At 71.1% G+C, this 24,528-nt stretch carries 27 protein-coding genes and 4 pseudogenes; 12 read left to right on the top strand and 19 right to left on the bottom strand.

Annotated features, from left to right (window positions below; translation table 11 throughout):
* Positions 1 to 21: 21 nt before the first annotated feature.
* Entirely contained in the window at positions 22 to 414 is a 393-nt protein-coding gene (locus ACI2L1_RS30570) for a VOC family protein (RefSeq protein WP_404742623.1), read from the bottom strand.
* A 180-nt stretch (positions 415 to 594) separates the two neighbouring features.
* Between ACI2L1_RS30570 and ACI2L1_RS30565 the strand changes: the two genes are divergently transcribed.
* Positions 595 to 1,302 carry a dienelactone hydrolase family protein gene (locus ACI2L1_RS30565; RefSeq protein ID WP_404742622.1) on the top strand — a complete coding sequence of 236 codons (708 nt, stop codon included), beginning with the start codon at positions 595 to 597 and terminating at the stop codon, positions 1,300 to 1,302.
* A gap of 341 nt (positions 1,303 to 1,643) precedes the next feature.
* On the top strand, positions 1,644 to 2,099 hold the full coding sequence (locus tag ACI2L1_RS30560) for a pyridoxamine 5'-phosphate oxidase family protein (protein WP_404742621.1): 456 nt from the start codon (positions 1,644 to 1,646) through the stop codon (positions 2,097 to 2,099).
* 4 nt (positions 2,100 to 2,103) lie between these two features.
* Here the strand turns inward: ACI2L1_RS30560 and ACI2L1_RS30555 are convergent, their stop codons facing one another.
* Positions 2,104 to 3,009, bottom strand: a complete 906-nt coding sequence (locus ACI2L1_RS30555) for an aldo/keto reductase (protein ID WP_404742620.1) — start codon at positions 3,007 to 3,009, stop codon at positions 2,104 to 2,106.
* Positions 3,010 to 3,037: 28 nt separating this feature from the next.
* On the bottom strand, positions 3,038 to 4,561 hold the full coding sequence (locus ACI2L1_RS30550; protein WP_404742619.1) for a TIM barrel protein: 1,524 nt from the start codon (positions 4,559 to 4,561) through the stop codon (positions 3,038 to 3,040).
* Positions 4,562 to 4,565: 4 nt separating this feature from the next.
* On the opposite strand from ACI2L1_RS30550, the gene ACI2L1_RS30545 reads away from it, so the two are divergent.
* Positions 4,566 to 4,739 (top strand): IclR family transcriptional regulator C-terminal domain-containing protein, encoded by a 174-nt coding sequence (locus ACI2L1_RS30545; protein WP_404742618.1) that lies wholly within the window; start codon positions 4,566 to 4,568, stop codon positions 4,737 to 4,739.
* Positions 4,740 to 4,893: 154 nt separating this feature from the next.
* The gene (locus ACI2L1_RS30540; protein WP_404742617.1) at positions 4,894 to 6,900 is read left to right on the top strand and encodes a non-reducing end alpha-L-arabinofuranosidase family hydrolase; all 2,007 of its coding nucleotides are present in this window, start codon (positions 4,894 to 4,896) and stop codon (positions 6,898 to 6,900) included.
* A gap of 45 nt (positions 6,901 to 6,945) precedes the next feature.
* Here the strand turns inward: ACI2L1_RS30540 and ACI2L1_RS30535 are convergent, their stop codons facing one another.
* From ACI2L1_RS30535 to ACI2L1_RS30510, 6 genes are all read right to left on the bottom strand, one after another.
* On the bottom strand, positions 6,946 to 7,368 hold the full coding sequence (locus tag ACI2L1_RS30535; protein WP_404742616.1) for a PPOX class F420-dependent oxidoreductase: 423 nt from the start codon (positions 7,366 to 7,368) through the stop codon (positions 6,946 to 6,948).
* Positions 7,369 to 7,417: 49 nt separating this feature from the next.
* Complete coding sequence (locus ACI2L1_RS30530) at positions 7,418 to 8,302, bottom strand: NAD(P)-dependent oxidoreductase (RefSeq protein ID WP_404742615.1); 885 nt, start codon at positions 8,300 to 8,302, stop codon at positions 7,418 to 7,420.
* Positions 8,299 to 8,787: a tRNA-dependent cyclodipeptide synthase gene (locus ACI2L1_RS30525; RefSeq protein WP_404742710.1), complete on the bottom strand. Its 489-nt coding sequence runs from the start codon at positions 8,785 to 8,787 to the stop codon at positions 8,299 to 8,301. Before ACI2L1_RS30525 ends, ACI2L1_RS30530 begins: the two co-directional genes overlap by 4 nt.
* The gene (locus tag ACI2L1_RS30520) at positions 8,730 to 9,098 is read right to left on the bottom strand and encodes a tRNA-dependent cyclodipeptide synthase (RefSeq protein WP_404742614.1); all 369 of its coding nucleotides are present in this window, start codon (positions 9,096 to 9,098) and stop codon (positions 8,730 to 8,732) included. The genes ACI2L1_RS30525 and ACI2L1_RS30520 overlap by 58 nt, the downstream gene beginning before the upstream one ends.
* Positions 9,099 to 9,239: 141 nt before the next feature.
* Positions 9,240 to 10,418 (bottom strand): RNA polymerase sigma factor, encoded by a 1,179-nt coding sequence (locus tag ACI2L1_RS30515; protein WP_404742613.1) that lies wholly within the window; start codon positions 10,416 to 10,418, stop codon positions 9,240 to 9,242.
* Positions 10,418 to 10,774: a YciI family protein gene (locus ACI2L1_RS30510; protein ID WP_404742612.1), complete on the bottom strand. Its 357-nt coding sequence runs from the start codon at positions 10,772 to 10,774 to the stop codon at positions 10,418 to 10,420. The genes ACI2L1_RS30515 and ACI2L1_RS30510 overlap by 1 nt, the downstream gene beginning before the upstream one ends.
* A 94-nt stretch (positions 10,775 to 10,868) precedes the next feature.
* Here ACI2L1_RS30510 and ACI2L1_RS30505 point away from each other — a divergent pair, with 94 nt between their 5' ends.
* Positions 10,869 to 11,915: an acyl-CoA dehydrogenase family protein gene (locus tag ACI2L1_RS30505; protein ID WP_404742611.1), complete on the top strand. Its 1,047-nt coding sequence runs from the start codon at positions 10,869 to 10,871 to the stop codon at positions 11,913 to 11,915.
* A 567-nt stretch (positions 11,916 to 12,482) separates the two neighbouring features.
* Here ACI2L1_RS30505 and ACI2L1_RS30500 read toward each other — a convergent pair.
* The 6 genes and pseudogenes from ACI2L1_RS30500 to ACI2L1_RS30475 all read right to left on the bottom strand — a co-directional run bounded on the left by ACI2L1_RS30500 (position 12,483) and on the right by ACI2L1_RS30475 (position 16,251).
* Positions 12,483 to 13,298, bottom strand: coding sequence for an alpha/beta fold hydrolase (locus tag ACI2L1_RS30500; RefSeq protein ID WP_404742610.1), 816 nt, complete (start codon positions 13,296 to 13,298; stop codon positions 12,483 to 12,485).
* A gap of 118 nt (positions 13,299 to 13,416) precedes the next feature.
* Complete coding sequence (locus tag ACI2L1_RS30495) at positions 13,417 to 14,562, bottom strand: LLM class flavin-dependent oxidoreductase (RefSeq protein WP_404742609.1); 1,146 nt, start codon at positions 14,560 to 14,562, stop codon at positions 13,417 to 13,419.
* 13 nt (positions 14,563 to 14,575) lie between these two features.
* Positions 14,576 to 15,269, bottom strand: a pseudogene (locus ACI2L1_RS30490) (acyl-CoA dehydrogenase family protein).
* Positions 15,270 to 15,274: 5 nt separating this feature from the next.
* Complete coding sequence (gene ssuE, locus ACI2L1_RS30485; protein WP_404742608.1) at positions 15,275 to 15,829, bottom strand: NADPH-dependent FMN reductase; 555 nt, start codon at positions 15,827 to 15,829, stop codon at positions 15,275 to 15,277.
* Between the two features lie 114 nt (positions 15,830 to 15,943).
* Positions 15,944 to 16,072: pseudogene (locus ACI2L1_RS30480) on the bottom strand (dimethyl sulfone monooxygenase SfnG); the annotation flags it as partial.
* Positions 16,073 to 16,173: 101 nt separating this feature from the next.
* Entirely contained in the window at positions 16,174 to 16,251 is a 78-nt protein-coding gene (locus ACI2L1_RS30475; RefSeq protein ID WP_350786652.1) for a putative leader peptide, read from the bottom strand.
* A gap of 145 nt (positions 16,252 to 16,396) precedes the next feature.
* Between ACI2L1_RS30475 and ACI2L1_RS30470 the strand changes: the two are divergent.
* Positions 16,397 to 16,996 (top strand): annotated as a pseudogene (locus ACI2L1_RS30470) (LysR family transcriptional regulator).
* Positions 16,997 to 17,005: 9 nt separating this feature from the next.
* Here ACI2L1_RS30470 and ACI2L1_RS30465 read toward each other — a convergent pair.
* Positions 17,006 to 17,173 (bottom strand): hypothetical protein, encoded by a 168-nt coding sequence (locus ACI2L1_RS30465; protein ID WP_404742607.1) that lies wholly within the window; start codon positions 17,171 to 17,173, stop codon positions 17,006 to 17,008.
* A gap of 176 nt (positions 17,174 to 17,349) precedes the next feature.
* Between ACI2L1_RS30465 and ACI2L1_RS30460 the strand changes: the two genes are divergently transcribed.
* From ACI2L1_RS30460 to ACI2L1_RS30445, 4 genes are all read left to right on the top strand, one after another.
* Positions 17,350 to 18,852 carry an SDR family oxidoreductase gene (locus ACI2L1_RS30460; protein WP_404742606.1) on the top strand — a complete coding sequence of 501 codons (1,503 nt, stop codon included), beginning with the start codon at positions 17,350 to 17,352 and terminating at the stop codon, positions 18,850 to 18,852.
* A 34-nt stretch (positions 18,853 to 18,886) separates the two neighbouring features.
* Positions 18,887 to 20,260 (top strand): cryptochrome/photolyase family protein, encoded by a 1,374-nt coding sequence (locus tag ACI2L1_RS30455; protein ID WP_404742605.1) that lies wholly within the window; start codon positions 18,887 to 18,889, stop codon positions 20,258 to 20,260.
* Positions 20,257 to 20,817 carry a sigma-70 family RNA polymerase sigma factor gene (locus ACI2L1_RS30450; protein ID WP_404742709.1) on the top strand — a complete coding sequence of 187 codons (561 nt, stop codon included), beginning with the start codon at positions 20,257 to 20,259 and terminating at the stop codon, positions 20,815 to 20,817. Before ACI2L1_RS30455 ends, ACI2L1_RS30450 begins: the two co-directional genes overlap by 4 nt.
* A 162-nt stretch (positions 20,818 to 20,979) precedes the next feature.
* Positions 20,980 to 21,420, top strand: a complete 441-nt coding sequence (locus ACI2L1_RS30445; protein WP_404742604.1) for an SPW repeat protein — start codon at positions 20,980 to 20,982, stop codon at positions 21,418 to 21,420.
* Between the two features lie 65 nt (positions 21,421 to 21,485).
* On the opposite strand, the gene ACI2L1_RS30440 is transcribed toward ACI2L1_RS30445, so the two are convergent.
* On the bottom strand, positions 21,486 to 22,256 hold the full coding sequence (locus ACI2L1_RS30440; protein WP_404742708.1) for an ArsR/SmtB family transcription factor: 771 nt from the start codon (positions 22,254 to 22,256) through the stop codon (positions 21,486 to 21,488).
* Positions 22,257 to 22,311: 55 nt separating this feature from the next.
* Entirely contained in the window at positions 22,312 to 23,049 is a 738-nt protein-coding gene (locus ACI2L1_RS30435) for a phosphotransferase family protein (protein ID WP_404742603.1), read from the bottom strand.
* Positions 23,050 to 23,079: 30 nt separating this feature from the next.
* Between ACI2L1_RS30435 and ACI2L1_RS30430 the strand changes: the two genes are divergently transcribed.
* Both ACI2L1_RS30430 and ACI2L1_RS30425 read left to right on the top strand, forming a co-directional pair.
* Positions 23,080 to 23,631 (top strand): GNAT family N-acetyltransferase, encoded by a 552-nt coding sequence (locus ACI2L1_RS30430; protein ID WP_404742602.1) that lies wholly within the window; start codon positions 23,080 to 23,082, stop codon positions 23,629 to 23,631.
* Between the two features lie 43 nt (positions 23,632 to 23,674).
* Positions 23,675 to 24,220: a hypothetical protein gene (locus ACI2L1_RS30425; protein WP_404742601.1), complete on the top strand. Its 546-nt coding sequence runs from the start codon at positions 23,675 to 23,677 to the stop codon at positions 24,218 to 24,220.
* Here ACI2L1_RS30425 and ACI2L1_RS30420 read toward each other — a convergent pair.
* Positions 24,213 to 24,528, bottom strand: a pseudogene (locus ACI2L1_RS30420) (hydrolase); the annotation flags it as partial. The gene ACI2L1_RS30425 and the pseudogene ACI2L1_RS30420 overlap by 8 nt on opposite strands.

Raw genomic sequence — 24,528 nt, 5'->3', positions numbered from 1 at the left:
TTCGAACCGGGGCGAGAGGGGTCAGGCGGCGGGCTGGAGGAGGTCCCAGCGGTTTCCGTGGAGGTCCTGGAAGACGGCGACCGAGCCGTAGGGCTCGTGGCGCGGCTCCTCCAGGAAGGTCACGCCGGCGGCGAGCATCCGGGCGTGGTCGCGGGCGAAGTCGTCGGTGTGCAGGAAGAAGCCGACGCGCCCGCCGGTCTGGTTCCCCACCCGGTCCCGCTGAGCCTCGCCCTTGGCGCGGGCGAGCAGCAGGTCGGTGCCGCCTTCGTGGGCGTCGGGACGTACGACGACCCAGCGGGAGCCGTCGGGGCGGGGCGCGTCCTCGACGAGGTGGAAGCCGAGGGCCTCGGTGTAGAAGCGGATCGCCTCGTCGTAGTCGTCGACGACGAGCGTGACCAGGGCGACGCGTCTCATCGGAACCTCTCGGGTGGGGTGGTTGACGGGAGAGGTTATACGTAAAACTTCCGGTGCGCCAGTCCGGTCTCCCGGGGGGTGCCATGGGCGGGTCCACCGGCGCGTGACAGGCTGGCGATCAACGCCGGGGCCACGGTTCCGGCGCCCCAACACAGGACTGCCGCACAGGAGTCGAGCAGCATGACCGAACTGCCGAAGTCGACCGGAGCCCCCGCCCGCCAGAACGTCACCTTCCCCAGCGGCGGCACCACCGCGCACGGGTATCTGGCGCTCCCGCCGTCCGGGAGCGGGCCGGGTGTCATCGTGATTCAGGAGTGGTGGGGTCTGACCGACCACATCGCCGACGTCGCCGACCGGCTGGCAGCGGAGGGCTTCGTGGCCCTCGCCCCCGACCTGTACGGCGGCAATGTCGCCCACGAGAGCGCCGAGGCCCTGCGGATGATGCAGGAGCTTCCGGTCTCGCGAGGCGTGGAACTGCTCTCCGGCGCGGTGGACCATCTGCTGGCACTGGACGAGGTCACCTCGCAGACCGTGGGCTCGGTCGGCTTCTGCATGGGCGGCGGCTTCGTGCTGTACCTGGCCGCGGCCGATGCGCGGGTGAGTGCCGCGGTGCCGTTCTACGGAGTGATCCAGGGCGAGCTGCCCGACTTCTCGGGCCTGAAGGCGGAGATCCTGGGCCACTACGGCGAACTCGACGAGAGCATCCCGGCGGAGAGCCTCGACAGCCTGCGCGAGGCGATACACGCACAGTCCGGGATCACCCCCGACCTCCGCCTCTACCCGGCGAACCACGCCTTCTTCAACGACGGCCGCCCGGTCTACGACGCCGGATCCGCCACCCGCGCCTGGGAGAGCACCGTGCCCTTCCTGCACGAGCGGCTCGGCTAGCGCCTGCCCGGCGGATCAGATCGGCCGTGCGGAACGGTGCGTCCTGACCGGGTCGAGCGGGGTCTGGTGGGTGCAGCTGCGAGGCGGAGGAGCCGTGTCGATCAGCCGCTACCACGGCGGGCTACGCGATGGGGGTCCCCCCGCGCGAGGTTGTTCGAGCGTGGGGAAGTCGGCGACCGACGACAACGCCGCTGGGGGCCCCTTCTCCGGGGAGACGTGCCAGAACCCCGCGAGGCCGGCATGATCCGCCGGACAGGCCTCAGGGCCCCCGACGCCTCGGTCCGGGGTCGTAGGGCCCCGGACCGAGGCGCCGGGGCGAGGCCGCCGGTAGCGTCCCGGGCATGACGATCACTGAGCCTCGCCCCCTCGAACAGCGCAAGCGCGACGTACTGGCCCGCCTGGAGCGGGAGACGGACATCTGGGTGGCCTCGGCGGACGCCGACGCGCTGCCCTGTCTGGTCGCGCTGTGGTTCGTCTGGGACGGCGAGTGCGTCTGGCTGTCCACCCGGATCACCAACCCCACGGGTCGCAATCTGCGCGACGGCGGCCGCACCCGGCTGGCGTTCGGGGACACCCAGGACGTCGTCCTCATCGACGGTGACGTGCGGACGTACGACGGGCAGGACGTGCCGACCGCGGCGATCGACGCCTTCATCGAGAAGCACGGCTGGGATCCGCGCGAGGACAGCACCTCCTACGCCTTCTTCCAGGTGCGTCCGCGCACGGTGCAGGCCCTGCACGGCGTGCACGAAATGCGCGGGCGGCACATCATGAAGGACGGCGTGTGGGTCGTATGACCACTCAACCTGCTTTGTGATGCAGGGAGTTGAGCGTGGAGAGTTCATCGGCGGTGAGCCGGAGCGCGCCCGCCGCGATGTTCTCGGCGAGATGGCCGGGATTGCCGGTGCCGGGGATGGCGAGGACATGCGGGCCCTGGGCGAGGGTCCAGGCGAGCCGGACCTGGGCGGGGGTCGCGTCGTGCGCCCGTGCGACGGCGAGCACCGCCTCGTCGTGGGCGGTGGTGGCGCCCTCGGGTCCGGCGTCCCCGGCGATGGCGTAGAACGGCACGAAGGCGATGCCCTGTTCGCCGCAGATCCGCAGGACCTCGTCGGTGACCCGGTTGCGGGAGTCGAGCCCGAAGCGGTTCTGCACGGACACCACCGGCGCGATGGCCTGCGCCTCGGCGAGGTGCCGGGGCTCGACGTCGGAGATGCCGAGGTGCCGGATCAGACCCTTGTCGCGGAGTTCGGCGAGGGCCCCGAAGTGCTCGGCGACCGAGTCCTGGCGCATCCGGCGCAGGTACACCAGGTCGAGGTGGTCACGGCCGAGCTGGCGGAGGTTCTCCTCGACGTGCCCGCGCAGGTCCTCGGGCCGGGCCGAGGTGCCCCACTCCCCCGTCCAGTCCCGGAAGGGTCCGACCTTGGCGGCGATGACGAGGTCGTCGGGGTACGGGGACAGCGCGCTGTTGATGATCTCGTTGGCGGAGCGCAGCGAGGAGAAGTAGAAGGCGGCCGTGTCGATGTGGTCGACGCCGAGCTCGATCGCCCTGCGCAGCACGGTGATCGAGCGCTGCCGATCGCTCGGGGTGCCGTGGTGGAAGGCCGCGCTGCCCGTCAGCCGCATCGCGCCGAAGCCGATGCGGTGGACGGTGAGATCGCCGAGTGTCCAGGTGCCTGCCGCGTCCGCGGTGATCGTTTCGGAGGTCATCGGCGGATGATGGCACAGCTCCGGCCGATCACCGTCGGCGCTTTGCGAACTCCTGCCTTCGCTGTGCGGCCAGCCGGATCGGCGCGTTGGCCGCCCCGAACCCGGAGTAGCCGCCCGAGCGCTGGACGAACTCGAAGAAGACATGGCCGACCGTCTCGGTGTAGCAGTGCCGGAACTCGCCGCCCCGCTCGTCACGGTCGTAGAGGATGCCGAGCTCGCGACAGGTCTCCAACTCCCCCTCGGCGAACTCGTACCGCGCCTCCAGGTCGTCGTGGTAGTTCGCCGGAACCCTCAGCAGCCCCGCTCCCGCGGCCCGGAAGCGGCGCACCGCGGCGACGATGTCGTCGACGCCGAACGCCACGTGCCGAGCCCGCGTCTCGCCGCCTTCCTCCGGACTGGGCGCGAGGTTGAGGACCACCCGGGGCCCCTGCGAGGAGGCGGACAGGGCGCGGCTGGGGAAGAGACCGTAGGGGTCGGCGAGTTCGACGGTGTCGTGCGGGCTGAGGCCCAGGACCGTGCGGTGGAAGAGGACCGATTCGTCGAAGTGGTGCCAGGGCTGGGTGAGCGCGAGATGGTCGATGGCCATGACGTCGGCGGGTCCGCGCTCGGCTGTGCGGGCGAAGTCGTGCGTCCAGCTGGGGAGTTCGGGACGGCCGGTGGCGCAGAAGAGGACCTCGGTGCCGTCGGGGGCGGCGATCGACTCCAGCGGGACGTCCCGCGCGGTACGGCGTTTGGGCAGTGCGGGGGCGAGGAGGGATTCCGCGCGGCGGGCGGAGGCTGTCGGATCGGCCGTCTCCAGGCCCACGGCGGCCAGGGTGGTGTCGGTACGGCGGTCGGCGGCGCCCGTGTTGACCAGGACCCGGGCCTCGCCCTGCTCCCAGGGGTCGACCGGCTTGCCGTGATGGCGCCCGGTGCGGGTGAAGCCGAGAGCCGTGAGGAGTTCGCCGACGGGTTCGGGGTCGCTGGTGGCGAGTTCGGCGAAGGCGATGCCGGAGGGGGTCACGGGGGCCGGGAGCGGGGAGACGTCGGCGCTCTCCTCCAGGGCGAGCAGGGAGCGCAGTCCGTCCAGGGCCGTACGGCCCGCGTCCGCCTGGCGGAAGACGTCGTTGAAGACCTCCAGGGACAGAGGGCCGTCGCACCCTGCGTTCAGGACGTGCCGGAGGAGTCCGGCCACGTCGAAGCCGCCCTGGCCGGGAAAGCAGCGGTAGTGCCGGCTCCACTGCAGGACGTCCATGGCCATCAGCGGCGCGTCGGCGAGATGGAGGAAGAAGATCTTCTCGCCGGGGATGTCCTCGATGCCCTTGGGGGCGGAGCCCCGGGAGAGGATGTGGAAGCTGTCCAGGCAGGTGCCGAGAGCGGGGTGACCGGCGGCTTCGACCACCCGACAGGCGTGGTCGAAGGTGCTGACGTGCTGCCCCCACGCCAGCGCCTCGTAGGCCACCCGGATGCCGGACTCCCGCGCCAGATCGGCGAGCCGGCTCAGCTGCTCGGCCGCGAGGGCGTCGTCGTCCACGGCCTGCGGGGAGACGCTGGAATGGGACGAGGGGCTCACGGCCGTGGCAGTCCCCGTGACCGGCCGCGCAGGCAGGGTCGTCGCCTCCCTCTCCCTGAGCGGTCCGAGCCAGCGCTTCCCCTACGAGGCCGTCGAGCGGTTCGCCACGGAACTGGCCGAGGGCGCCCGCCTCATCTCCGGCCAGGGCTTCAGCCATCCGCTGAGCAGCGACGTCTGAGCCGACGGGCCCCGTCCGCCACACCTTTCGCAACGCCGGGTGGTGCGCAAGGTATTGACGCTGCCCGTGGGGCTCCTATCATCCATCTCGCCGCACTATGGGAGCGCTCCCATTCCGGGCCGCACCCGCACCCCCACACCGTACGAGGAGCGTCATGACCCTTCTCACGCGCATACGGCGGCCCCGCGCCGCCCTCTTAGGCCTGGTGGCCGCCACCGCACTGGTCGCCACCGGAACCGCCACCGCCGTCCCCGACGTCACGATCAAGGCGTCCACGCTGGGCGCCCAAGCCGCCCAGTCCGGGCGGTACTTCGGGGCCGCCGTGGCCGCCGGGAAGCTCGGCACCTCGGCGTACGCGACCATCCTGGACCGCGAGTTCAACTCGGTCACACCCGAGAACGAGATGAAGTGGGACACCATCGAGCCGTCCCGCGGTTCGTTCAACTACGGCCCCGCCGACCAGATCGCGAGTCACGCCTCGGCACATGGCCAGCGGCTGCGCGGCCACACCCTGGTCTGGCACTCACAACTGCCCAGCTGGGTCGGCTCGATCACCAGCTCGGCCACCCTGAGCAGCGTGATGAACAATCACATCACCCAGGTGATGAGCCACTACAAGGGCCGGATCTACGCCTGGGACGTGGTCAACGAGGCCTTCGCCGACGGCACCAGCGGTGCGCGACGGGCCACGGTGTTCCAGAACGTGCTGGGCAACGGGTACATCGAGCAGGCCTTCCGCACCGCGCGGTCGGCCGACCCGGCGGCCAAGCTCTGTTACAACGACTACAACATCGAGGACTGGAGCGCGGCGAAGACCCAGGCCGTCTACCGCATGGTCCAGGACTTCAAGGCGCGGGGCGTGCCCATCGACTGCGTCGGCTTCCAGGCCCACTTCGGCAGCGCCGGGCCGCCGTCGAGCTTCCAGACCACGCTGTCGAACTTCGCCGCGCTCGGTGTGGACGTCCAGATCACCGAGCTGGACATCGCCACGGCTCCCGCGACGGCGTACGCGAACACGGTCCGGGCCTGTCTGAACGTCTCGCGCTGCACCGGTATCACCGTATGGGGCATCCGGGACATCGACTCCTGGCGAGCCTCGCAGACTCCGCTGCTGTTCGACGGGAACGGCAACAAGAAGGCGGCGTACAACGCGGTGCTGACGGCGATGGGCGGTACGCCCGCCGCCGCCGTCGCACGGAGCGCGGCCGCTCTGCCCGGCAGTTACAGCTGGAGCTCCAGCGGTGTGCTCATGTCCCCGAAGTCTGACTCGACGCACAGCATCGCCGGGCTGAAGGACCCCTCCGTCGTCTACTACAACGGCAAGTACCACGTGTTCGCGAGCGTCGCGAGCTCCGCCGGCTACAGCCTGGTGTACCTGAGCTTCACCGACTGGTCGCAGGCGAGTTCGGCCACTCACTACTACCTGGACCGCGGCGCCATCGGGACCGGCTACCGTGCGGCACCGCAGGTGTTCTACTTCGCGCCGCAGAACACCTGGTACCTCGTGTACCAGACCGGCAACGCCTCGTTCTCGACGAACACCGACATCTCCAACCCCAACGGGTGGAGCGCGCCCCGCAACTTCTACTCGGCGATGCCGGACATCATCAAGCAGAACATCGGCAGCGGCTACTGGGTCGACATGTGGGTGATCTGCGACAGCGCCAACTGCTATCTGTTCTCGTCCGACGACAACGGGCACCTGTACCGGTCGCAGACGACTCTGGCACAGTTCCCGAACGGGTTCACCAACACGGTCATCGCGGCCCAGGACTCCAAGTACGCGCTGTTCGAAGCCGCCAACGTGTACAAGGTCCAGGGCAGCAACCAGTATCTGCTGCTGGTGGAGGCGATCGGGTCCGACGGCCGCCGCTACTTCCGGTCCTGGACGTCGAGCAGCATCGCCGGATCGTGGACCCAGTTGGCGGCGAGCGAGAGCAATCCCTTCGCCAGGGCCAACAACGTCACGTTCCCGGCGGGCAGTTGGACCAAGGACATCAGTCACGGCGAGATGATCCGCGCCGGGTACGACCAGACCCTGACCATCCCGGCCTGCAAGCTGCAGTACCTCTACCAGGGCAAGGACCCGGGCGCGGGCGGCGACTACAACACTCTGCCGTGGCGTCTTGGCCTTCTCACTCAGACCAATTCGGCCTGCTGACGGGCCCTGGGGCGAGGGCACCGTCGCGTCCTCGCCCCGGCTTCCTCAGCCGGACGCCTGGTCGCTGTCCTTCATCTCGCCCCAGCCGTGCCAGCGCTCGACCTCGATCCACGCGCTGGTGCGGGCCCTGACCCGGTTGGGGTAGGGGCGGCCGCCGTAGTGGGTGGACAGGAGGTCGATATCGGCGAGGTCCTCGTCGTCGTAGAGCTCGGCGACCCGGCCGATGAGCGTGACGTGCGTGTACCAGTTGTCGCCGTCGAGGACGGTGAGGGTGACGCGCGGGTCACGCCGCAGGTGCTTGAGCCGGACCCGGCCCTCGTCCAGGTTGATCAGGACCCGGCCGTCCTTCCAGAGATACCAGGTGGGGGTCGACACGGGCGTTCCGTCGGAGCGCAGGGTCGCCATCACACAGGGGTTGGGGCGGCGCAGCAGTTCGACGGCCTCGGGCGGCAGCGGGGGCTTGGACACGATGGGTTCCTCCTCGTCGTCAGGCGTACGGGTGTCAGGCGTACGGTTGTCAGGCCTTCTCGTCGAAGCTCGCGAAGTACGCGGCGGCCATGTCCTCGTCGCCGTGCCCCTGGGCCGCGGCGCGCTCGAAACGTTCCGCGCTCGCCGCGGCCAGGTCCAGGCGGACGCCGCCGCGTTCACCGGCCTCGACGATCAGGCGGGCGTCCTTGGCCGCGGTGGAGACCGCGAACTGAGCCGGCGACAACCGGTCGTTGAGGATCAGGTCCGACTTGGCCCGCAGGTAGCCCATGTCGAGCGGACCACCGTCGATGGCGTCGAAGAAGCCCTGCGGGTCCACGCCGAGACCCTTCGCCAGGGCGAGCACCTCCCCCACCGCGTTGGTCACCGAGAGCACCCAGCTGTTGGCGACCAGCTTCAGCCGGGTCGCACTGCCCTCGGCGCCGTCCTCCCCGGTCCACACCGTGCGCGCCCCGACCGCGTCGAAGACCGGCGTCACCGCATCTCGGCCGTTGGCCGGCCCGGCCGCGAGGACCAGCAGCTGACCGGCCTCCGCGGGCTGCCGGGTGCCCAGAACGGGCGCGTCGAAGAAGACCAGTTCGTGCTCGCGGGCGAAGGCGGCCAGGTCGGAGATGGCCTCGACGCCGGCGGTGGTCGACTGCATCCACGCGATGCCCGGCCGGAGCCCGTCGGCGGCCTGCCGCATCACGTCCAGGGCCGCGGGACCGTCGTGCAGCATGGTCAGTACGACATCGGCGCCCCGCACCGCCTCGGCCGGGCTGTCAGTGATCTCCACGCCGTCCGCGGCCAGCGGCTGCGCCTTGGCGGTGCTGCGGTTCCAGGCGCGGACGGTGTGCCCGGCGCGGGCCAGGTTGCGGGCCATCGCCGCGCCCATGATGCCGGTGCCAAGGACGCTCACGGTGAGCTTGTCGGTCATGACGTCAACTCTCTGCGGGGGTATGGATGTACGGTCAGGCTTCGAGCTTGCCTGAAGCGGACCGGATCAGCCCACCCAGCCACGCCTGGTGGCCGTTGAGCATCCAGGCACACCCCTGGGGAAGCGCCGCTGGACACGCTCTCCCTCGTCCGGCGGCCCAGTAGGCGGTCACTGGGCGGGTGGGAGGGGTTCCGCGGTGACGAATCCCTGCGTGACCGCGGCCGCGAGCAGCGCGTGCGGGCCGTAGAGAAAGCCCGCGAGGCTCCGGGGGGGGCTCGGTGGGCGAAGACGGAGGCCGGTACGCCGAGGATGGCGGCCGGGGTGTCGAGGAGGAGAGGCAGCTCGCGGTCCAAGTACTCGGCATCTGCTGCCAGTTGGCCTACGGTCGGGGTCCAGTCGTCGGGCATCGTGGTGCGCAGGACGCCGGTCACCGTGCGGGTGCAGGTGGCGTGGAAGGCGGGCCGGTCCTGGTGCGCGCGGGCGATCCGCTCGCAGGCGTCTCAATGGGTGGGGGTGTCGTAGTGGTCGGAGAACTGTGCGACGCGGAGCCGGGCCGGGTCGATCCCCGCGGTGGCCACGGCCCGGGAGACGCGGTTGGCCGTCTGGCGTCGTCGCGGTAGGCGCGGGCGCGGGCGTGCCGGGGTTCGTAGCCGCGGCCGAGACAGGTGCGGGCGACGGTCTCGGTGTCGGGATGGGCGATCTCGACACCGGTGAAGCGGGCGGCGGCCCGGCGCAGCAGCGCGACGAGCCGCTCCTCGGAGAAGTAGCCGTTGCCGGGGCTGATCCCGAGGAACACGTGGTGACCGGCTTCGACGAGACCCGAGCACACGGGATACCGGCACCACGACTCGTGATGTCCGGCCGCAGTGCAGCGCGGACCCGCGGCCCGGTCAAACGGATTACGTCCTGCGGTCGGCGTTGTGCGCCTTCGATGTGCTCACGGAGCGGTGAGACCGCTGCGACGGTGTTCGAGGTAGGCGCGCTCCGACGGGTTCTCGGTGAGCTCGGCGGCCCTCGCGTACGCGTCCGCGGCCTCCCTGGCGCGGCCGAGCCGGCGCAGCAGGTCGGCCCTGACCGCGTGGAGGACGTGGTAGCCGTCGAGGTCCAACGCGTCCACGAGGGCAAGGGCCGGTTCGGGGCCTCCGGTCTCGGCCACGGCGACGGCCCGGTTCAGGGCCACGACGGGGCCCGGCGCCACGGTCATGAGCTGGTCGTACAGCTGGAGAACCTGGCCCCAGTCGGTGGGCGCGTCACTGTGCACGGCCTGGATGGCGGCCTGGATCTGGTAGGGCCCTGGCCGGTTCCGTCGCAGACACCGCCGTACAAGAGACTGGCCCTCCGCGATGAGCTGCTGGTCCCAGCGGCCGGGGTCCTGCTCCGACAGCGGTACGAGTTCACCGCGGTCGTCCGTGCGGGCCGCGCGCCGGGACTCGACGAGCAGCATCAGCGCCAGCAGTCCGGTGGCCTCGGGTTCGTCCGGCATCAGGTCGGTCAGCAGTCGGCCCAGGCGTACGGCCTCCGCGCACAGCTCGGGTGTGCCGCCGTAGCCCTCGTTGAAGATCAGGTAGACGACCGCGAGGACCCCCCTGAGCCGGTCGGGGAGGTCGGCGTCGCGGGGCACGCGGTAGGGGATGCGGGCGTCGCGGATCTTGGCCTTGGCGCGGACCAGGCGCTGGGCCATGGTCGGCTCGGGCACGAGGAAGGCACGGGCGATCTGCGCGGTCGTGAGTCCGCCGAGGAGGCGGAGGGTGAGGGCGACCTGGGCCTGGGGCGCGAGGGCGGGGTGGCAGCAGGTGAAGATCAGGCGGAGCCGTTCGTCGCGCACGGGACCCTCCTCCGGCGGTGCGTCTCGGGCCTGCAGCAGGGCGGCCTCGGCGTGGCGGGCCTGTCTGGTGGACTCGCGGCGCAGCCGGTCGATCGCGCGGTTGCGGGCGGTGGTGATGATCCAGCCGGCCGGACTCGGCGGCGGGCCGGTCTCCGGCCAGCGGCGCACGGCTGTCGTGAAGGCGTCCTGGACCGCTTCCTCGGCGAGATCGATGTCGCCGAGGAAGCGGACGAGGACGGCGACCGCGCGGCCGTACTCCTCCCGGAACACGGCCTCCACGTCTAGGGTCATCAGTCCTCGGACTCGTGCTGGAAGGGGCGTACCTCGACGGGCAAAGTGGTCGCCAGGGCGGCCTTGCGGCCCCACTCCAGGGCCGCGTCCAGATCGGGAGCCTTCACGATGCAGAGGCCGCCGAGTTGTTCCTTGCCCTCGGCGTAGGGCCCGTCGGTGATCAGCACGTCGCCGTCGCGGGGCCGCAGCACGGTCGAGGCGTCGGGGCTGTGCAGTCCGCCGGCGAAGACCCAGGCCCCGGCCGCACGCAGTTCCTGGTGGAAGGCGTCGACCCGCTCGCCGATCTCGGCCAGCACCTCGGGGGCGGGCAGGTCGTCCCAGCCGGGCTGCATGACGTTGAGAAGGTAGTACTGCATGACGTTCTCCTCCTGTGAGCTTGTCTCACCTCCTACACGAACGGCACACGCCCGGATCGACACCACGCGCGATCGCAACGCGAGAATCCTGTCCATGACCTCCGCACCGCACCCGCTCCTCGCCATCGCCCACGACCTCGCTCGCGACCTCCTCGCCCCGCACGCGGCGCGGGTCGACCAGGAGGGTGTGCCCGTGAGCCACATCGAGGAGATCAGGCGCTCGGGCCTGCTCGGGGTGAGCGCGCCCGAGGAGTACGGCGGTGCGGGCGCCCCCGACGCGGTGGCACGGGAGGTGCAGGAGATCCTGGCCGGGGCGTGCTGCTCGACGTGGTTCGTGCAGACCCAGCACCACACGCCGGTCAGGATGCTCGCCAAGTCCGGCCTGCCGGTGCGGGAGCGGTTGCTCGGCCCGCTGGCGACCGGCGAGCTGCTCGCGGGCATCGCGTTCGCCCACGTCCGTGCCTTTCCGCGGGTGCCGGTGCGCGCGACGGCCGAGCGGGACGGCTGGCGGTTCGACGGAACCGTGCCCTGGTACACCGGATGGGGTCTGAACGACGTGATGCTGCTGGCCGGGGTGACCGAGGCGGACGAGGTGGTGTTCGCGTTCACCGAGGCACGCGAGCAGCCGGGACTGCGGGCGTCGGATCCGATGCGGCTCGCCGCGCTCTCCGCCGCCCGGACGGTCTCCCTCCGACTGGACGGCCTGTGGCTGCCCGACGAGTCGATGGTGCTGCACACCCCGCAGGAGAAGTTCGCGCTGGTGGACCGGCCCCGCAACACCAACGCCTCGCCCGCCGTGTTCGGGGTGGCGTACGCGGCGATCGAAGTGCTGGAGAGCGCCGGGGAGTTCGACACTTCGCGTGCCCTGCGGCACCGCCTCGACGAGCTACGTGACCAGGTGTACGACCTCGCCGAACATCCCGTCCCGCATGAGCGCGTCGCCGAACGGCTGGCGCTCAAGACACGGTCGTACGACATCATGCGCGCGGCCACGACCGCGGCGGTGGTGGCCGGGGGCGGCCGGGCCATGGGTCTCGACGGTACCGCCCAACGGCTGTTCCGCGAGGGGATGTTCCTGCTGGTGCAGGGGCAGACGAACGAGGTGCGGCGGGCGCATCTGGACGCACTTGCGGACAGCTAGCGCCGCGCGGCAGGCAACGTTTGCCCGTGAGGGAGCGGCGTGCGGTGCGTGCTCTCGGCGTGCCGCCGGAAGCCCTCGTACCGGACGTACTTGGGCTTTCGGCCGGTGCGGCGAGTGGGGGTGCCCCTCTGAGGGACCGAGCGGCCGCCGGATCACGGACGACGGCGCCGAGGACGCACCGGCAGCTGACCGGTCGCCGGCCGAAGTTGACGCTCCACCAGGAGGTCCCTGCCGGGCGCAGCCTCCTGGAACGAGAGCGAGGGCACGCTCGGGCTGTCCTCCGTTTCGCCCGTGACGGGGTGGCCCGGCGGGGGTCGCGACGGGGCGAACGTTGCCTGCCGCGGCACTCGGGTCTGCCCGGCGGATCAGGCCGGCTTCAAACAACGGCGCCTCCTCAACCCAGGTGAGCGGGGTCTGGTGCGTGCAGCTGTAAGGCGGTGGAGGCGTGGACATCAGCCGCTACCGCAGAGGGCGACGCGAACACGGCTGAGGTCCCCCCAGGCCTTCAAGGCAGTGAGGGAGGGCATGCCAGACCCCGCGACGCCGGCATGATCCGCCGGACAGGCCCTAGCCGAGGAGGGCGGCCAGGAGTTCCGCGGGTGCGTCCTCCTGGACGAGGTGGCCGGCGCCGGGGATGAGTTCAAGGCGGGCGTCCGGGATGCGGGCCACGAGTTCGTGCCCTTTGGTGGCGGGGATCCAGGTGTCGTCCTCGCCCCAGCACACCAGGACGGGGATCGCGATCTCGCCGTACCTGTCCTGCACTTCGTCGGTGTAGCGCTGGTCGGCCTGGGCGATCTGGCGGTAGAAGGCCGCCTGGCCTGGCTCGCCGAGCCAGGGTTCGACGAGCCTGTCGAGGACGGCGGGGTGCAGACCGGGGCTGCTGGCGGAACTCACGTACTCGCGGACGAGTGCCCGGTGCAGGGCGGGCGGGAGTTGGCCGAACACATCGGAGTGCACGCCGACAAGCCGGAAGAACGGCGATCCCCAAGGGGCCAGCGCGACCGGGTCGACGAGGGCGAGCGAGCGGTAGCGGGCCCCGTGCAGCAGATGGGCCCGCAGCGACACGGCACCGCCGAAGTCATGGGCCACGACCCGGGGTTCGTCCAGTCCCCAGTGCGCCAGCAACTCGGTGAAGACCCTGCCCTGGGCAGCCAGGGAGACGTCCTGGCCTGCGGACATCTCCGAGGCCCCGTAGCCCGGCATGTCCCACACGAACACGTGGTGACGGCGGGACAGGGCGCGGGCGACGGCACGCCAGACGTAGGAGGAGAAGGGGGTGCCGTGAAGGAGGGCGACCGCCTCCCGGTCGGGGTCTCCGAGGCTGTCCCAGCGAACATCACCGGAACTGCTGCGGAAGGTCTTGGTCAGTCGCCATTCCCTCACGGGCCCTGTCCTCTCAGCCGGCGTGGAGCGCCCCGTCAGGGGCGCGGGGAACTGCGCGACCGGCCGCCCACGCACCCGCAGCCAACCGACAGCCCCGCAAGGCACCCCTTCCAACCGCTCAGCTCGCGAACGGCACCTGCGCCGAAGGCACGGCAAGCTCACCGAACGGATGCTGCCACAGTCCCTGCCCCGCGAGCCGCGGCAGCACACCCTCGCCGAACCAGTACGCCTCCTCCAGATGCGGATACCCGGAGAGCACGAACTCGTCGATGCCGAGGGCGTGGTACTCCCTGATCCGCTCGGCGACCTCGTCATGGCTGCCGACCAGCGCGGTACCCGCCCCGCCCCGTACCAGGCCGATGCCCGCCCACAGGTTGGGGTGGATCTCCAGTCCGTCCCGGCTGCCCCCGCCGTGCAGGGCGAGCATCCGCTGCTGCCCCTCGGACTCGCTGCGGGCGAGCCCGGCCTGCACCGACCTGACCGTCTCGGGGTCGAAGCCGGCCAGCAGACGGTCCGCCTCCGCCCAGGCCTGCTCGGAGGTGTCGCGGGTGATGACGTGCAGCCGGATCCCGAAGCGCAGGGTGCGCCCCTGCTTGGCGGCGAGCCCCCGGATCCAGGCGATCTTCTCGGCGACCCGTGCGGGCGGCTCGCCCCAGGTGAGGTACACGTCGACGTACTTGGCGGCGACCTCCCCGGCGACGGTCGAGGACCCGCCGAAGTACACCTCGGGCACCGGGTCGGGCACCCGGGCCAGCTTCGCGTCCTCGACCTGGACGTGCTCGCCCCGCAGGTCGACGGTCTTGCCCTCCCACAACCCCCGTACGACGTCCAGGAATTCGCCGGTACGGCGGTAGCGGGCGTCCTTGTCGAGGAAGTCCCCGTAGGCCCGCTGCTCCTGGCTCTCCCCGCCGGTGACCACATTGAGCAGGAGCCGTCCGCCGGTCTGGCGCTGGAAGGTGGACGCCATCTGGGCGGCGAGCGTCGGCGAGACGAAGCCGGGACGGAAGGCGACCAGGAACTTCAGCCGCTCGGTGTTCTGGCTGACCATCGCGGTGGTCAGCCACGCGTCCTCGCACCAGGCGCCGGTGGGTGTGAGGGCACCCACGAAGCCCAGGTCCTCGGCCGCGCGGGCGATCTGGCTCAGGTAGGCGACCGTCGGCGGCCGGTCCCGTCCGGAGGCGGTGGCGGGTGTGCCGTGTCCGCCGCCGACGACATGGCGGCTGTCGCCGTTGGTGGGCAGGAACCAGTGGAAGGTGAGGGACACGTGGGTTCTCCGATCAGAGCAGGCCGTGCCGGGGCGGCCGGGTGCCGTTGAGCACGTACCGGCCGATGTGCTGGATCTCCCAGCGGGTCGGATCGTGCGGGGTGTGGGTACGGGGGTCACGCCAATGCCGGTGCAGATTGAGGGAGTTGAGGGCCGCACAAGTGCCGGACACCTCGAAGACGGCGCCCGCCACCTCCACCGCGGCCCGGGCCGCCCGCTCTCTGGCCGCGGCGACGGCGACGGACGCCTCGGCCGCCGTGTCGTCGGTGAGGTCGGCCGGCGCCGCGTCCACGGCACGGGCCGCCTCCCGCAAGCAGGGCCTCCGACGCCCTTGCCTGGAGGCCGAGTTCACCGAAGCGTCGGCCCGCGAGCAGCTCCGCGCAGAAGAACCTCCGCTGCTCCTCGGTGCCCTGATGGCAGATCACATTGACGTGGGCGAAGTGGCTCTGCGGGATCTGGGCGAGGCTGACGTCGGCGGAGGCGAGCAGGCGGAGGATCTCGGTGAGGGTCAGCGCGCTGACGTCCGCTCCCCCCTGCCCGGCGGTCACGGTGACGGCGAGCAGCCCGGAGGCGGAGAGGCGGTCCAGCTCCGTGTGCGGAAGCCTGCGTTCGGCGTCCCGGGCGGCGGCACTCTCGCGGAACTCCTCGGCCGGCGGCGCGGCGACCGCGAGGGCATCCGCGTGGTCGGCGGTCACAGGGGCGGTCATGGCGTTCAGCTCGCCGCCGCCAGGACCGGTCGAGGGCCCAGTGCGGTCGAGAACTGGTCGACCACCTGGCCAAGCGCCTCGGTCGCGGCGGGCGCGACGGTCAGCGACCCGTCGTCGTGCACGGTGATGTCCTTGTCGAGGGTGAACCAGCCCTGCACGATGTGGGCCGCGCCCATCGAACTCAGCACCGGGCGGAGCGCGTAGTCGATGGCCAGGACGTGCGCGGTGGAGCCGCCGGTGGCCAGCGGGAGGACGGTCTTGCCCGCGAGGGCGTACTGCGGGAGCAGGTCCAGGAGCGCCTTGAGGACTCCGGAGTACGACGCCTTGTAGACCGGGGTGCCGACGACGACACCGTCGGCACGTTCGAACAGCTCGGTCGCCTCGACGATCGCCGGGTGCCTGAAGTCTGCGCCGAGCAGGGCCTCGGCGGGAATGGCGCGGACGTCGAGCGGGATCACCTCGTGGCCCTGCGCGGTCAGGCGCCGGTCGAGGTGGCGCAGCAGCCGGTTGGTGCGGGAGGAGGCGGAGGGGCTGCCGGAGACGGACAGGACGGTGGCCATGGGAATCTCTTTCGTTGGTCAGGAGTACCAGGTGGGCTCGGGCAGTTCACCCTCCAGAACCCACCGCCCGACCTCGCCCCGCTTGGAGGCGACCGGGTCGCGGAGCGTGTGGGTGTTCTCGGCGAGGACGGCGAGTTCGCGGTTGGGGTCGTACTCCCAGTCGGTGCGCTGCTCGATCTTGCTGGTGACGAGTCCTCCGCTGACGTTGGGGACCCAGTAGGCGAATTTCACGGGCGCGGGCATGCGGAACCCCTGGTGCCGAATGTTCTCGGGCACGCCGAATTCAGGGCATGGGTGAATTCGGGCGAGGAAAGGAGAAAACGCGGCGGATCAGAGACGGTCGATCAGGCCGCGGCGCAACAGGAGGCGCTGGAGACGCGCGCGAGGTCGACATGGCGTCGCCGCGTGAGGTCCAGTCGCATCTTCATGCCGTCGATCGTGACAGCCGCCGGCGAGAGGCGTCAAGGAGAACCCGACCGGTCTCGTATCGCGGACCATTGAATTTCACGAACGTGTGACAGGGAAACCCTTGAACTGTGCCGTGAATAGGCCCGCATTCTGTTGTGCGTGCGGACAGGACGGCTGGAATACATAGCGGCGGTGACCCGGCTCGGCTCGCTGCGTTGGGCGGCGGAGGAACTGCGGCTGTCGCAGCCCGCGTTGAGCGAGACCGTCCGGAACCTGGAGCGGGAGCTCGGGGTCGACCTCCTGGAGCGCAAGCGGCCGAGGGCGACGATGAGCGCGGTCGAGCCTTCCGGACCGCTCACCCGGTGATTCGGGTCGAGGTGGTCGGCGCGCAGCAGACGGACATCCGACGGGCGCTGTCCGGGGGCGCGTTCGACCTGGGCGTGCTCAACCATCTCGACGGCGACGACACGCCTGCCGGATTCGAGTCCACCCATTTGCTGCACGGGCGGCCGGTGGTGTGCCTGCGCCCAAACAGTCCGCCGGCCGCGCGGTCCGACGTGTCGGCGGACGATCTGCTCGCCCAGCCCCTGGTCCGACGGGGCGCTCTCAGCCATCGCCCGATCGAGGGCTACACCACCCGGGGGCTGCTCATGATCCAGCGCCGCAGAGCCGAGGGTGCCGCAGGCGGTGCGGGACCTGCACGAGGTGTTCGTACGCCGGGCCCGTCAGCTGGGCGGGACCCTCACACCGCCCGGCTGAGTCCCTCGCTCAGTCCTCGTCGTGCCCCGGGACGACCACGAGGAACGCGTCCGACTTCAGATCCATCACGACGGTCGCGGGCTCACCCTTCGCCCGCCGTTCCGCCGCATACTCCTCCGCCGGCCACGATCCGCGAGGCGCTCCCGCAGGAAACCGCTCCAACACCTTCGCGCCCATAGCGGCGAACACCTCCAGCGTCGATCCACGACTCGAACCGTCCTGCTCTCCGTACCAGTGCGCCTTCCCGCGATCGGCGAGATCATGTTCCTGCGTTCACGACGGCACCGCATCCGAATCGGGCCATGGCCCGGAAGTGGTCAGCAGGGGGTATCGAGACAAGGGACCGAGGGCCGATGGAACACGACGACACGCGAGAAGGACTGTGTTGCCTGGTGACCGGTGCCACCGGGTACATCGGCGGCCGACTCGTCCCCGATCTGCTCGCGGCGGGTCACCGGGTGCGCTGTCTGGCCCGCTCCCCCGACCGGCTGCGCGACCACCCCTGGGCCGACCGTGCCGAGGTGGTGGGTGGGGACGTCACGGACGCCGCGTCCGTCGCCCGGGCGATGGAGGGGGTGGACGTGGCGTACCACCTGGTGCACGCGATGAGCTCCGGCGAGGACTTCGAGGACACCGACCGCAGGGCCGCGGGGATCTTCGCGGAGCAGGCCAGGGCCGCGGGCGTACGGCGGATCGTGCACCTCAGCGGGCTCACCCCGGCGGACGTACCCGAGCACGAGCTCTCCCCGCACCTGCGTTCACGCGCCGAAGTGGCCGGCATCCTGCTGGGCTCAGGGGTGCCCACCACCGTCCTGCGGGCGGCCGTCGTCATCGGCTCGGGGTCCGCCTCCTTCGAGATGCTGCGATACCTGACCGAACGCCTCCCCGTGATGGTCACCCCGAGCTGGGTGCACACCCGCATCCAGCCCGTGGCGGTCCGGGACGTGCTCCGGGCCCTGGTCGCCGCAGCCCGCATGCCGTCGGACGTCAGCCGGGCCTTCGACATCGGCGGGCCGGACGTGCTCACGTACCGGCAGATGATGCTGAGGTACGCGGAGATCGCCGGGCTGCCGCGCCGGGTGATCCTTCCGGTACCGGTCCTCACCCCCGGGCTCTCCAGCCTCTGGGTGGGCCTGGTGACACCGGTGCCCACCGCCCTCGCCCGCCCGCTCACCGAGTCGCTGCGGCACGAGGTGGTCTGCCACGAACACGACATCGCCCGCTTCCTTCCCGGCCCGCCCGCGCGTCCGCTCGGCTTCGACGACGCCGTACGGCTGGCTCTGCAACGGGTGCGGGAGGCTCGCGTCACCACCCGGTGGTCGTCGGCGTCGGTGGCCGGCGCCCCGAGCGATCCGCTGCCCACCGATCCCGACTGGGCGGGCGGAAGCCTCTACAGCGATCACCGCGAGCTTGAGGTCGACGCCTCGCCCGAGGCGCTGTGGCGGGTCATCGAGGGTGTCGGCGGCGAGAACGGCTGGTACTCCTTCCCGCTCGCCTGGGCCGTACGGGGATGGCTGGACCGGCTGGTGGGCGGGGTCGGGCTGCGCCGGGGCCGACGGGACGCGGCGCGGCTGCGGGTCGGCGACTCGCTGGACTTCTGGCGGGTCGAGGAGATCGAGCCGGGCAGGCTGTTGCGGCTGCGGGCCGAGATGCGGCTGCCGGGGCTCGCCTGGCTGGAGATGCGTGCCGACACCGGCGAGGACGGTCGCACGCTCTACCGGCAGCGGGCCCTGTTCCATCCGCACGGTCTGCTCGGCCAGGCGTACTGGTGGAGCGTCTCCCCCTTCCACGCGGTCGTGTTCGGCGGAATGGCCCGCAACATCGCCCGGGCGGCGGCGAGCACCCCCACCCCCTGACCCAAGCTGATCACCCCTCCACGGAGTACGCGCCATGAGCATCTCCATCGTCCTGTTCACCTGCGACCTGCGCCTGCACGACCATCCGCCGCTCAGAGCAGCCCTGGACGGCACCGAGCGGGTCGTCCCGTTGTTCGTGCGGGACCGGGCCGTGGACGCCGCCGGGTTCGCCGTACCCAACCGGCTGGCGTTCCTCGCCGACTGTCTGCGCGACCTCGACGCCGGTCTGCGTGAGCGGGGCGGCCGGCTGGTCGTGCGCACCGGCGATCTCGTAGAGGAGGTGGGCAAGGTGGCGGTGGAGGCGGACGCCGACGAGGTGCACATGGCGTCCGACGTCAGCGCACACGCGCACCGGCGGGAGGAGCGGCTGCGCCGCGCCCTGGAGGCGGAGGGGGTGCGTCTGCACGTCCACGACACGGTGGCGACGGCCGTCGCTCCCGGCGCGGTGGTGCCGTCCGCCTCGGACCATTTCGCCGTCTTCACGCCCTACTTCCGGCACTGGTCGCTGGAGCGGCTGCGGGACCCGCTCGGGCCCCCGCGGACCGTCCGGGTCCCCGCCGGTGTCGGTTCCGAGCCGCTGCCCTCCCGTGACGGCATGTCGGGGTTGTCGGAGGGTCTCGCCGAGGGTGGGGAGGCGGAGGGCCGGAAGCGGCTCGCGGCCTGGCTGCGGGCCGACGTGACCTCCTACGCGGACCGCCACGACGACCTGGCCGGCGACGCGAGCTCCCGGCTCTCCCCGCACCTCCACTTCGGCACCCTGTCCCCCGTCGAGCTCGTCCACCGGGCGCGCCGGGCGGGCGGTGCGGGTGCCGAGGCCTTCGTACGGCAGCTCGCGTGGCGCGACTTCCACCGCCAGGTTCTCGCGGCCCGACCCGACGCGGCCACCGCCGACTACCGTACCCAGCACGACCGTTGGCGGTCCGAGGAGGCCGCGCGCGAGGACGTCGAGGCGTGGAAGGAGGGCCGTACCGGCTACCCGGTCGTCGACGCGGCGATGCGCCAGCTGCGGCACGAGGGGTGGATGCACAACCGTGGCCGACTGCTGACCGGAAGCTTCCTCGCCAAGACCCTGTACGTGGACTGGCGCGTCGGCGCGCGGCACTTCCTGGACCTGCTGGTCGACGGTGACGTCGCCAACAACCAGCTCAACTGGCAGTGGATGGCCGGTACCGGCACCGACAGCCGCCCGAACCGGGTCCTGAACCCCGTCACCCAGGCGAAGCGGTACGACCCGGACGGTACGTACGTTCGCCGCTGGGTGCCCGAACTGGCCGCGCTGGAGGGGCCCTTGGTGCACGAGCCGTGGCGGCTGCGGGGCCTGGACCGCGCCGCGCTCGACTACCCGGATCCGATCGTGGAGCTGGCCGACGGGCTCGCCCGCTTCAAGCGGGGCCGCGGCCGCGACTGAACTCAGCCCGGCTCGGCGCCGTACAGACCGGCCAGGGTGTCGATGGCGTCCCTCAGGACCGTCGGCCGGAGCATGCCTCGCCCCTCGTGCACACGCTGGCCCTGCGCTCCCTGGGCGACGCGAAGGAGGCCGAGGACGTCACCCAGCAGGTCTTCATCGGTGTGTGGCGTGGACGGCTGGGTTACCGCGCCGAGCGCGGCACGCTCCCCGGGTGGATCGTCGGCATCACCCGGCGCAAGATCGCCGACGCCCTGCTGGCGCGGTCCCGCCGGTTCGACCTGGTCGCCTCGGCGGGCTCCCGTCTCGCGCTCGCCGAGCACTCCGGGGATCGGACGGAAGCGGCTCTGGACCGGTTGCTGGTGTCCGCCGCAATGGCCAGACTCCCCTCGGCCCAGCAGCGGGTGCTGCGTCTGACGTTCTACGAGGATCTGAGCCAGACCCAGATCGCCGAGCGCACGGGGTGGCCCCTGGGCACGCTCAAGAGCCACGCACGGCGCGGACTGTACCGGCTGCGACGCGGACTCGAATTCGCCATCGACGCAGAAACGGTGCGTTGATCGTCGACGTCGGCGCGCGAGCGTGTGCGGCCCCGGGTGCATCCATGGGGCGGGCCCGGCGACCTCTACACATAAAGGGAAAATAAGCGCAGAATGTACGCAGGCGGCGCTTACCGCACCGCACCAGACGCGGTCAGGCCTGCGAGTCAAAGGAGACGAGTCATGGCCAACGTCTCGCCCACCAGAGGTGACATCACCAGCCACCCTGATGCTTCAGAAATGCGGGAACGCTACGCCCGCATGCTCGGCGGTCGCGATGTGGCGCTCGTGGACGGACCGGTGTTCCTGCTCGGTCTGTACTGCGCCGTGTCCCCGTGGATACTCCACTACACGACGAGTCAGCCCGCGCTCGTGACCCACAACCTCATCGTGGGCATAGCGATCGGTCTGCTGGCCCTCGGGTTCACCCAGACCCCCGAGCGCATGTACGGCCTGAGCTGGGCCTTCTGCGCGGTCGGCATCTGGATGATCATCGCCCCCTGGGTCGTCGGCGACAGCCCCGACGCCGGTGTGGCACTGAACAACATCATCATCGGTGCCCTCGCGGTGATCCTGGGGCTGATGTGCACCGCCACGGCGGCGAGGAGCGCCCCCAAGCCGTAGCAGGACCCTCGACACAGGAGACGGGAAGGCCGGTCCACCGGGCGTGGACCGGCCTTCCCGCGCGCTCAGCGGCCCGGTACCGACCACGGCTCCTGCGGCAGCGGGCTGCCGGTCTCCAGCATGGACTTGAGGTTGGACAGCACCGCGGGCCAGCCGCCGGAGACGTCGGACAGCGCACCCTCGTCCCAGAGGTCCTCGTGCGTGACGGTGAGGCGGACAATGTCCTCGTGCGGCGTGATGTCGAAGGTGACGCGCGAGTACTTGTCCTCCTCCCCCTCGTTCTGAGGATCGACCCAGGTGGTGACGAGGCGGGTCGGGTGCTCGCTCTCCACGACGGTGCCGACGACGTCGGCGATGCCGGAGCCGTCCGTGCGGACGTGTTCCCAGCGTGAGCCCTGCTGCCAGTCGGAGACGTTGCGGTGACCCCAGTAGGCGGCGGTCAGGTCCGCGTCGGTGAGTGCCTCCCAGACCTTCTCGGGCGTGCTCTGGATGTAGGTGACGTAGACGAATGCGGGCTTGTCGCTCATGGTGGCTTCCTCGGCTCGTCGCTTCACGGCACCGAGCGCGCTGAGGCGCGGGCGCTCGAACTTGTCGATCCACCGCTCCTGGATCTCGTGGAGCGGGACCGGGTTGAGGTAGTGCAGCTTCTCCCGCCCCCGCCGCACCGTGACGACCAGGTTGGCGGCCTCCAGGGCGGCGAGATGCTGGGTCACCGACTGCCGCGCCATGTCGATGTGCTCACAGAGCTCTCCCAGCGTCCGGCCGTTGTCCTCGTGCAGCAGGTCCAGCAGCCGTCGGCGGGTCTCGTCGGCCAGGGCCTTGAAGACCCTGTCCATCCCGGAGTCGTCTTCCGATCGCACACTCAACGTTATGCAGGTAAACACCTGCATGTCAATCCATGAAGGCGTCCAGCTCGCGCCGATGCGCGGCGACCCACTCCCGCGCGGCTCGCACCTCGTCCACGGCCCCTTGCTCACGCAGCCCGACCATCGCCGGCTCGCCACGCACCGCCCCGGCCTCGATCCCCCTCCAGCACCGGTCCTGCCACCAAAGGACCGTGTCCACGAGCCCGTCCCGCCCATCGAGGCCGTAGGCGTCACAGATCAGCCGGACTCGGCGAGCGGCCTCCCGTACGTCGGTGACGGCGGGCCCCAACTCCAGGTACTGCCAGCACACATGGGCGATGTCATGGATGCGGGCGCCCGGAGCGGCCAGGTCCCAGTCGATGAAGGCCGAGGGCCGCCACACATCGCCGTCCACGGCGTACACGGTGTTCTTCGGTGCGAGGTCGTTGTGGCAGACGACGTCCTCCTCGCCGGCGAGCGGGGTTCCGTGGGTCAGGTCGTGGAAGGTGCGGACGAGTCGGGCGACCTTCACGAGGGCCGCGTCGGTAAGGGCGGCGGCGCGTTCGTGCGGGGTGACGGCGGCGCGGCCCGCGATGTACCCGAACGCCTCCCGGCCCCGCGCGTCGATGCCGAGGAACCGCGGCGCCCCCGGCCAGCCGCTCTCCTCGAACAGCCCGAGCAACTGCCGTACGAAGGAGGACCGTTGCGACGGGATGCGCCGCACGGTCGCTCCGACCCGGACGACCTCGTTGACCGCTCCGCCGCCGAGCGCCGACTCCTCCACCAGACCGTCTCCCCGAGGCAGTATCGACCCATGGACACGAACGAGACCTTCACCCTCGTCCCGCCCCTGCGCCTCGAAGGCTACGGCGTCCGACTGCGCGCGTGGGCGGACGACGACCTCGCCGACCTGGTCGCGCTCTACGACGATCCCGAGATGGCCCGCTGGACCCCCGTGGCCTCGCCGTTCGGCCCGGACGCGGCGCGCGCCTATCTCGCCGGTGCGCGGGAGGGACAGGCCGAGGGACGGAAGGTCCAGTTGGCCATCACCACGGACGGTGTTCTCCCCCGGGGTGAGGTGCTGCTGTTCCGGAGCGGCTCTGACGAGCGGGACCTGGAGCTCGCCTACGGCGTCGGCTCCGCGCATCGGGGGCAGGGGCTGGCCGGTCGGGCGGTGCGGCTGGCGGCCGAGTACGCCGTCCGGGAGATACGGCCCCGACGGGTGGTCCTGTGCATCGACGCCGACAACGCGGCGAGCGAGGCGGTCGCCCGGTCCTGTGCGTTCGAGCTCACGGACGAACCGCCGGTCAGGAGGGTGACGCGGGGCCGCGAGGTCGCCCTGCGCACATGGCGCCTTCGTGCCTGAAACCCCGTGGTCCGGCGGGGACTCGGCGTGCCACTCTCGCCGTATGGATCACGCGGAGGTACTGCTCATCGGGGGCCGGGCCGGGGTCGGCAAGACGACCGTGGGATGGGAGGTCTCGGCGCGGTTGCGGGCCGCGCGGATCGCGCATGCCGTGATCGACGGGGACTTCATGGGGCAGGTGCATCCGGCGCCCGAAGGCGATCCGCGCCGGGCCGCCATCGGCGAGCGCAACCTGACCGCCGTGTGGGGGAATTACGCCGAGCTCGGCTACCGGCGTCTCGTCTATGTGAACACCGTGAGCGTGCTGGAGGAGTCGACGGGCATGTTCCGGCGGGCGATGGGCGACGGCGTGCGGATCGTACGGGTCCTGCTCACCGCGACCGACGAGACGGCCGAACTGCGGCTGACCGGACGGGAACTCGGCTCCGAGCTGGAGCATGAGCTGCGGGGCAGCGCCCGCAAGGCGCGGATGCTGGACGAGCGTGCGCCCGCCGGCACGCTGCGCGTGGAGACCGACGGGCGCACGGTGACCGCTATCGCGGCCGAGGTGACGGCCGCCACCGGGTGGGTCCCGGCGCGGCTCAGCTGACGTTCAGTGCCGTGTCGTCGATGACGAACGACGTCTGGAGGGTGGAGCCCTCCGTGCCGGTGAACTTGAGGGTGACGGTCTGGCCCGCGTAACTCGCCAGACTGAAGCTGCGCTGGGTGTAGCCGGAGGCCGCGTTGAGGTTCGAGTACGTGGCCAGGGTGCCGAGTACCGTGCCCGAGCTGTTGAGGACCTGCACCTTGAGGGTGTCGTAGGCGGTGCTGGTGGTGGTCTCGGCGGTGTCGATGTGCAGATAGAAGCTGAGCGTGGCCGTGCTGCACCCGGACGGGATGGTCACCGACTGGGACAGG

This window comes from Streptomyces sp. NPDC019531 (assembly GCF_044903305.1).
In the GTDB taxonomy this organism is placed as follows: Bacteria; Actinomycetota; Actinomycetes; order Streptomycetales; family Streptomycetaceae; genus Streptomyces.
Note: the sequence above shows the minus strand (reverse complement) of the source record. Positions and strands in the feature narration are given on the sequence as shown.

What these genes read in the sequence shown, in the direction of transcription:
- ACI2L1_RS30570 (WP_404742623.1), bottom strand. Translation starts at nt 414, where the DNA reads ATGAGACGCGTCGCCCTGGTCACGCTCGTCGTCGACGACTACGACGAG.
- ACI2L1_RS30565 (WP_404742622.1), top strand. Translation starts at nt 595, where the DNA reads ATGACCGAACTGCCGAAGTCGACCGGAGCCCCCGCCCGCCAGAACGTC.
- ACI2L1_RS30560 (WP_404742621.1), top strand. Translation starts at nt 1,644, where the DNA reads ATGACGATCACTGAGCCTCGCCCCCTCGAACAGCGCAAGCGCGACGTA.
- ACI2L1_RS30555 (WP_404742620.1), bottom strand. Translation starts at nt 3,009, where the DNA reads ATGACCTCCGAAACGATCACCGCGGACGCGGCAGGCACCTGGACACTC.
- ACI2L1_RS30540 (WP_404742617.1), top strand. Translation starts at nt 4,894, where the DNA reads ATGACCCTTCTCACGCGCATACGGCGGCCCCGCGCCGCCCTCTTAGGC.
- ACI2L1_RS30530 (WP_404742615.1), bottom strand. Translation starts at nt 8,302, where the DNA reads ATGACCGACAAGCTCACCGTGAGCGTCCTTGGCACCGGCATCATGGGC.
- ACI2L1_RS30515 (WP_404742613.1), bottom strand. Translation starts at nt 10,418, where the DNA reads ATGACCCTAGACGTGGAGGCCGTGTTCCGGGAGGAGTACGGCCGCGCG.
- ACI2L1_RS30510 (WP_404742612.1), bottom strand. Translation starts at nt 10,774, where the DNA reads ATGCAGTACTACCTTCTCAACGTCATGCAGCCCGGCTGGGACGACCTG.
- ACI2L1_RS30505 (WP_404742611.1), top strand. Translation starts at nt 10,869, where the DNA reads ATGACCTCCGCACCGCACCCGCTCCTCGCCATCGCCCACGACCTCGCT.
- ssuE (WP_404742608.1), bottom strand. Translation starts at nt 15,829, where the DNA reads ATGGCCACCGTCCTGTCCGTCTCCGGCAGCCCCTCCGCCTCCTCCCGC.
- ACI2L1_RS30475 (WP_350786652.1), bottom strand. Translation starts at nt 16,251, where the DNA reads ATGCGACTGGACCTCACGCGGCGACGCCATGTCGACCTCGCGCGCGTC.
- ACI2L1_RS30465 (WP_404742607.1), bottom strand. Translation starts at nt 17,173, where the DNA reads ATGGGCGCGAAGGTGTTGGAGCGGTTTCCTGCGGGAGCGCCTCGCGGA.
- ACI2L1_RS30460 (WP_404742606.1), top strand. Translation starts at nt 17,350, where the DNA reads ATGGAACACGACGACACGCGAGAAGGACTGTGTTGCCTGGTGACCGGT.
- ACI2L1_RS30455 (WP_404742605.1), top strand. Translation starts at nt 18,887, where the DNA reads ATGAGCATCTCCATCGTCCTGTTCACCTGCGACCTGCGCCTGCACGAC.
- ACI2L1_RS30445 (WP_404742604.1), top strand. Translation starts at nt 20,980, where the DNA reads ATGGCCAACGTCTCGCCCACCAGAGGTGACATCACCAGCCACCCTGAT.
- ACI2L1_RS30440 (WP_404742708.1), bottom strand. Translation starts at nt 22,256, where the DNA reads ATGGACAGGGTCTTCAAGGCCCTGGCCGACGAGACCCGCCGACGGCTG.
- ACI2L1_RS30430 (WP_404742602.1), top strand. Translation starts at nt 23,080, where the DNA reads ATGGACACGAACGAGACCTTCACCCTCGTCCCGCCCCTGCGCCTCGAA.
- ACI2L1_RS30425 (WP_404742601.1), top strand. Translation starts at nt 23,675, where the DNA reads ATGGATCACGCGGAGGTACTGCTCATCGGGGGCCGGGCCGGGGTCGGC.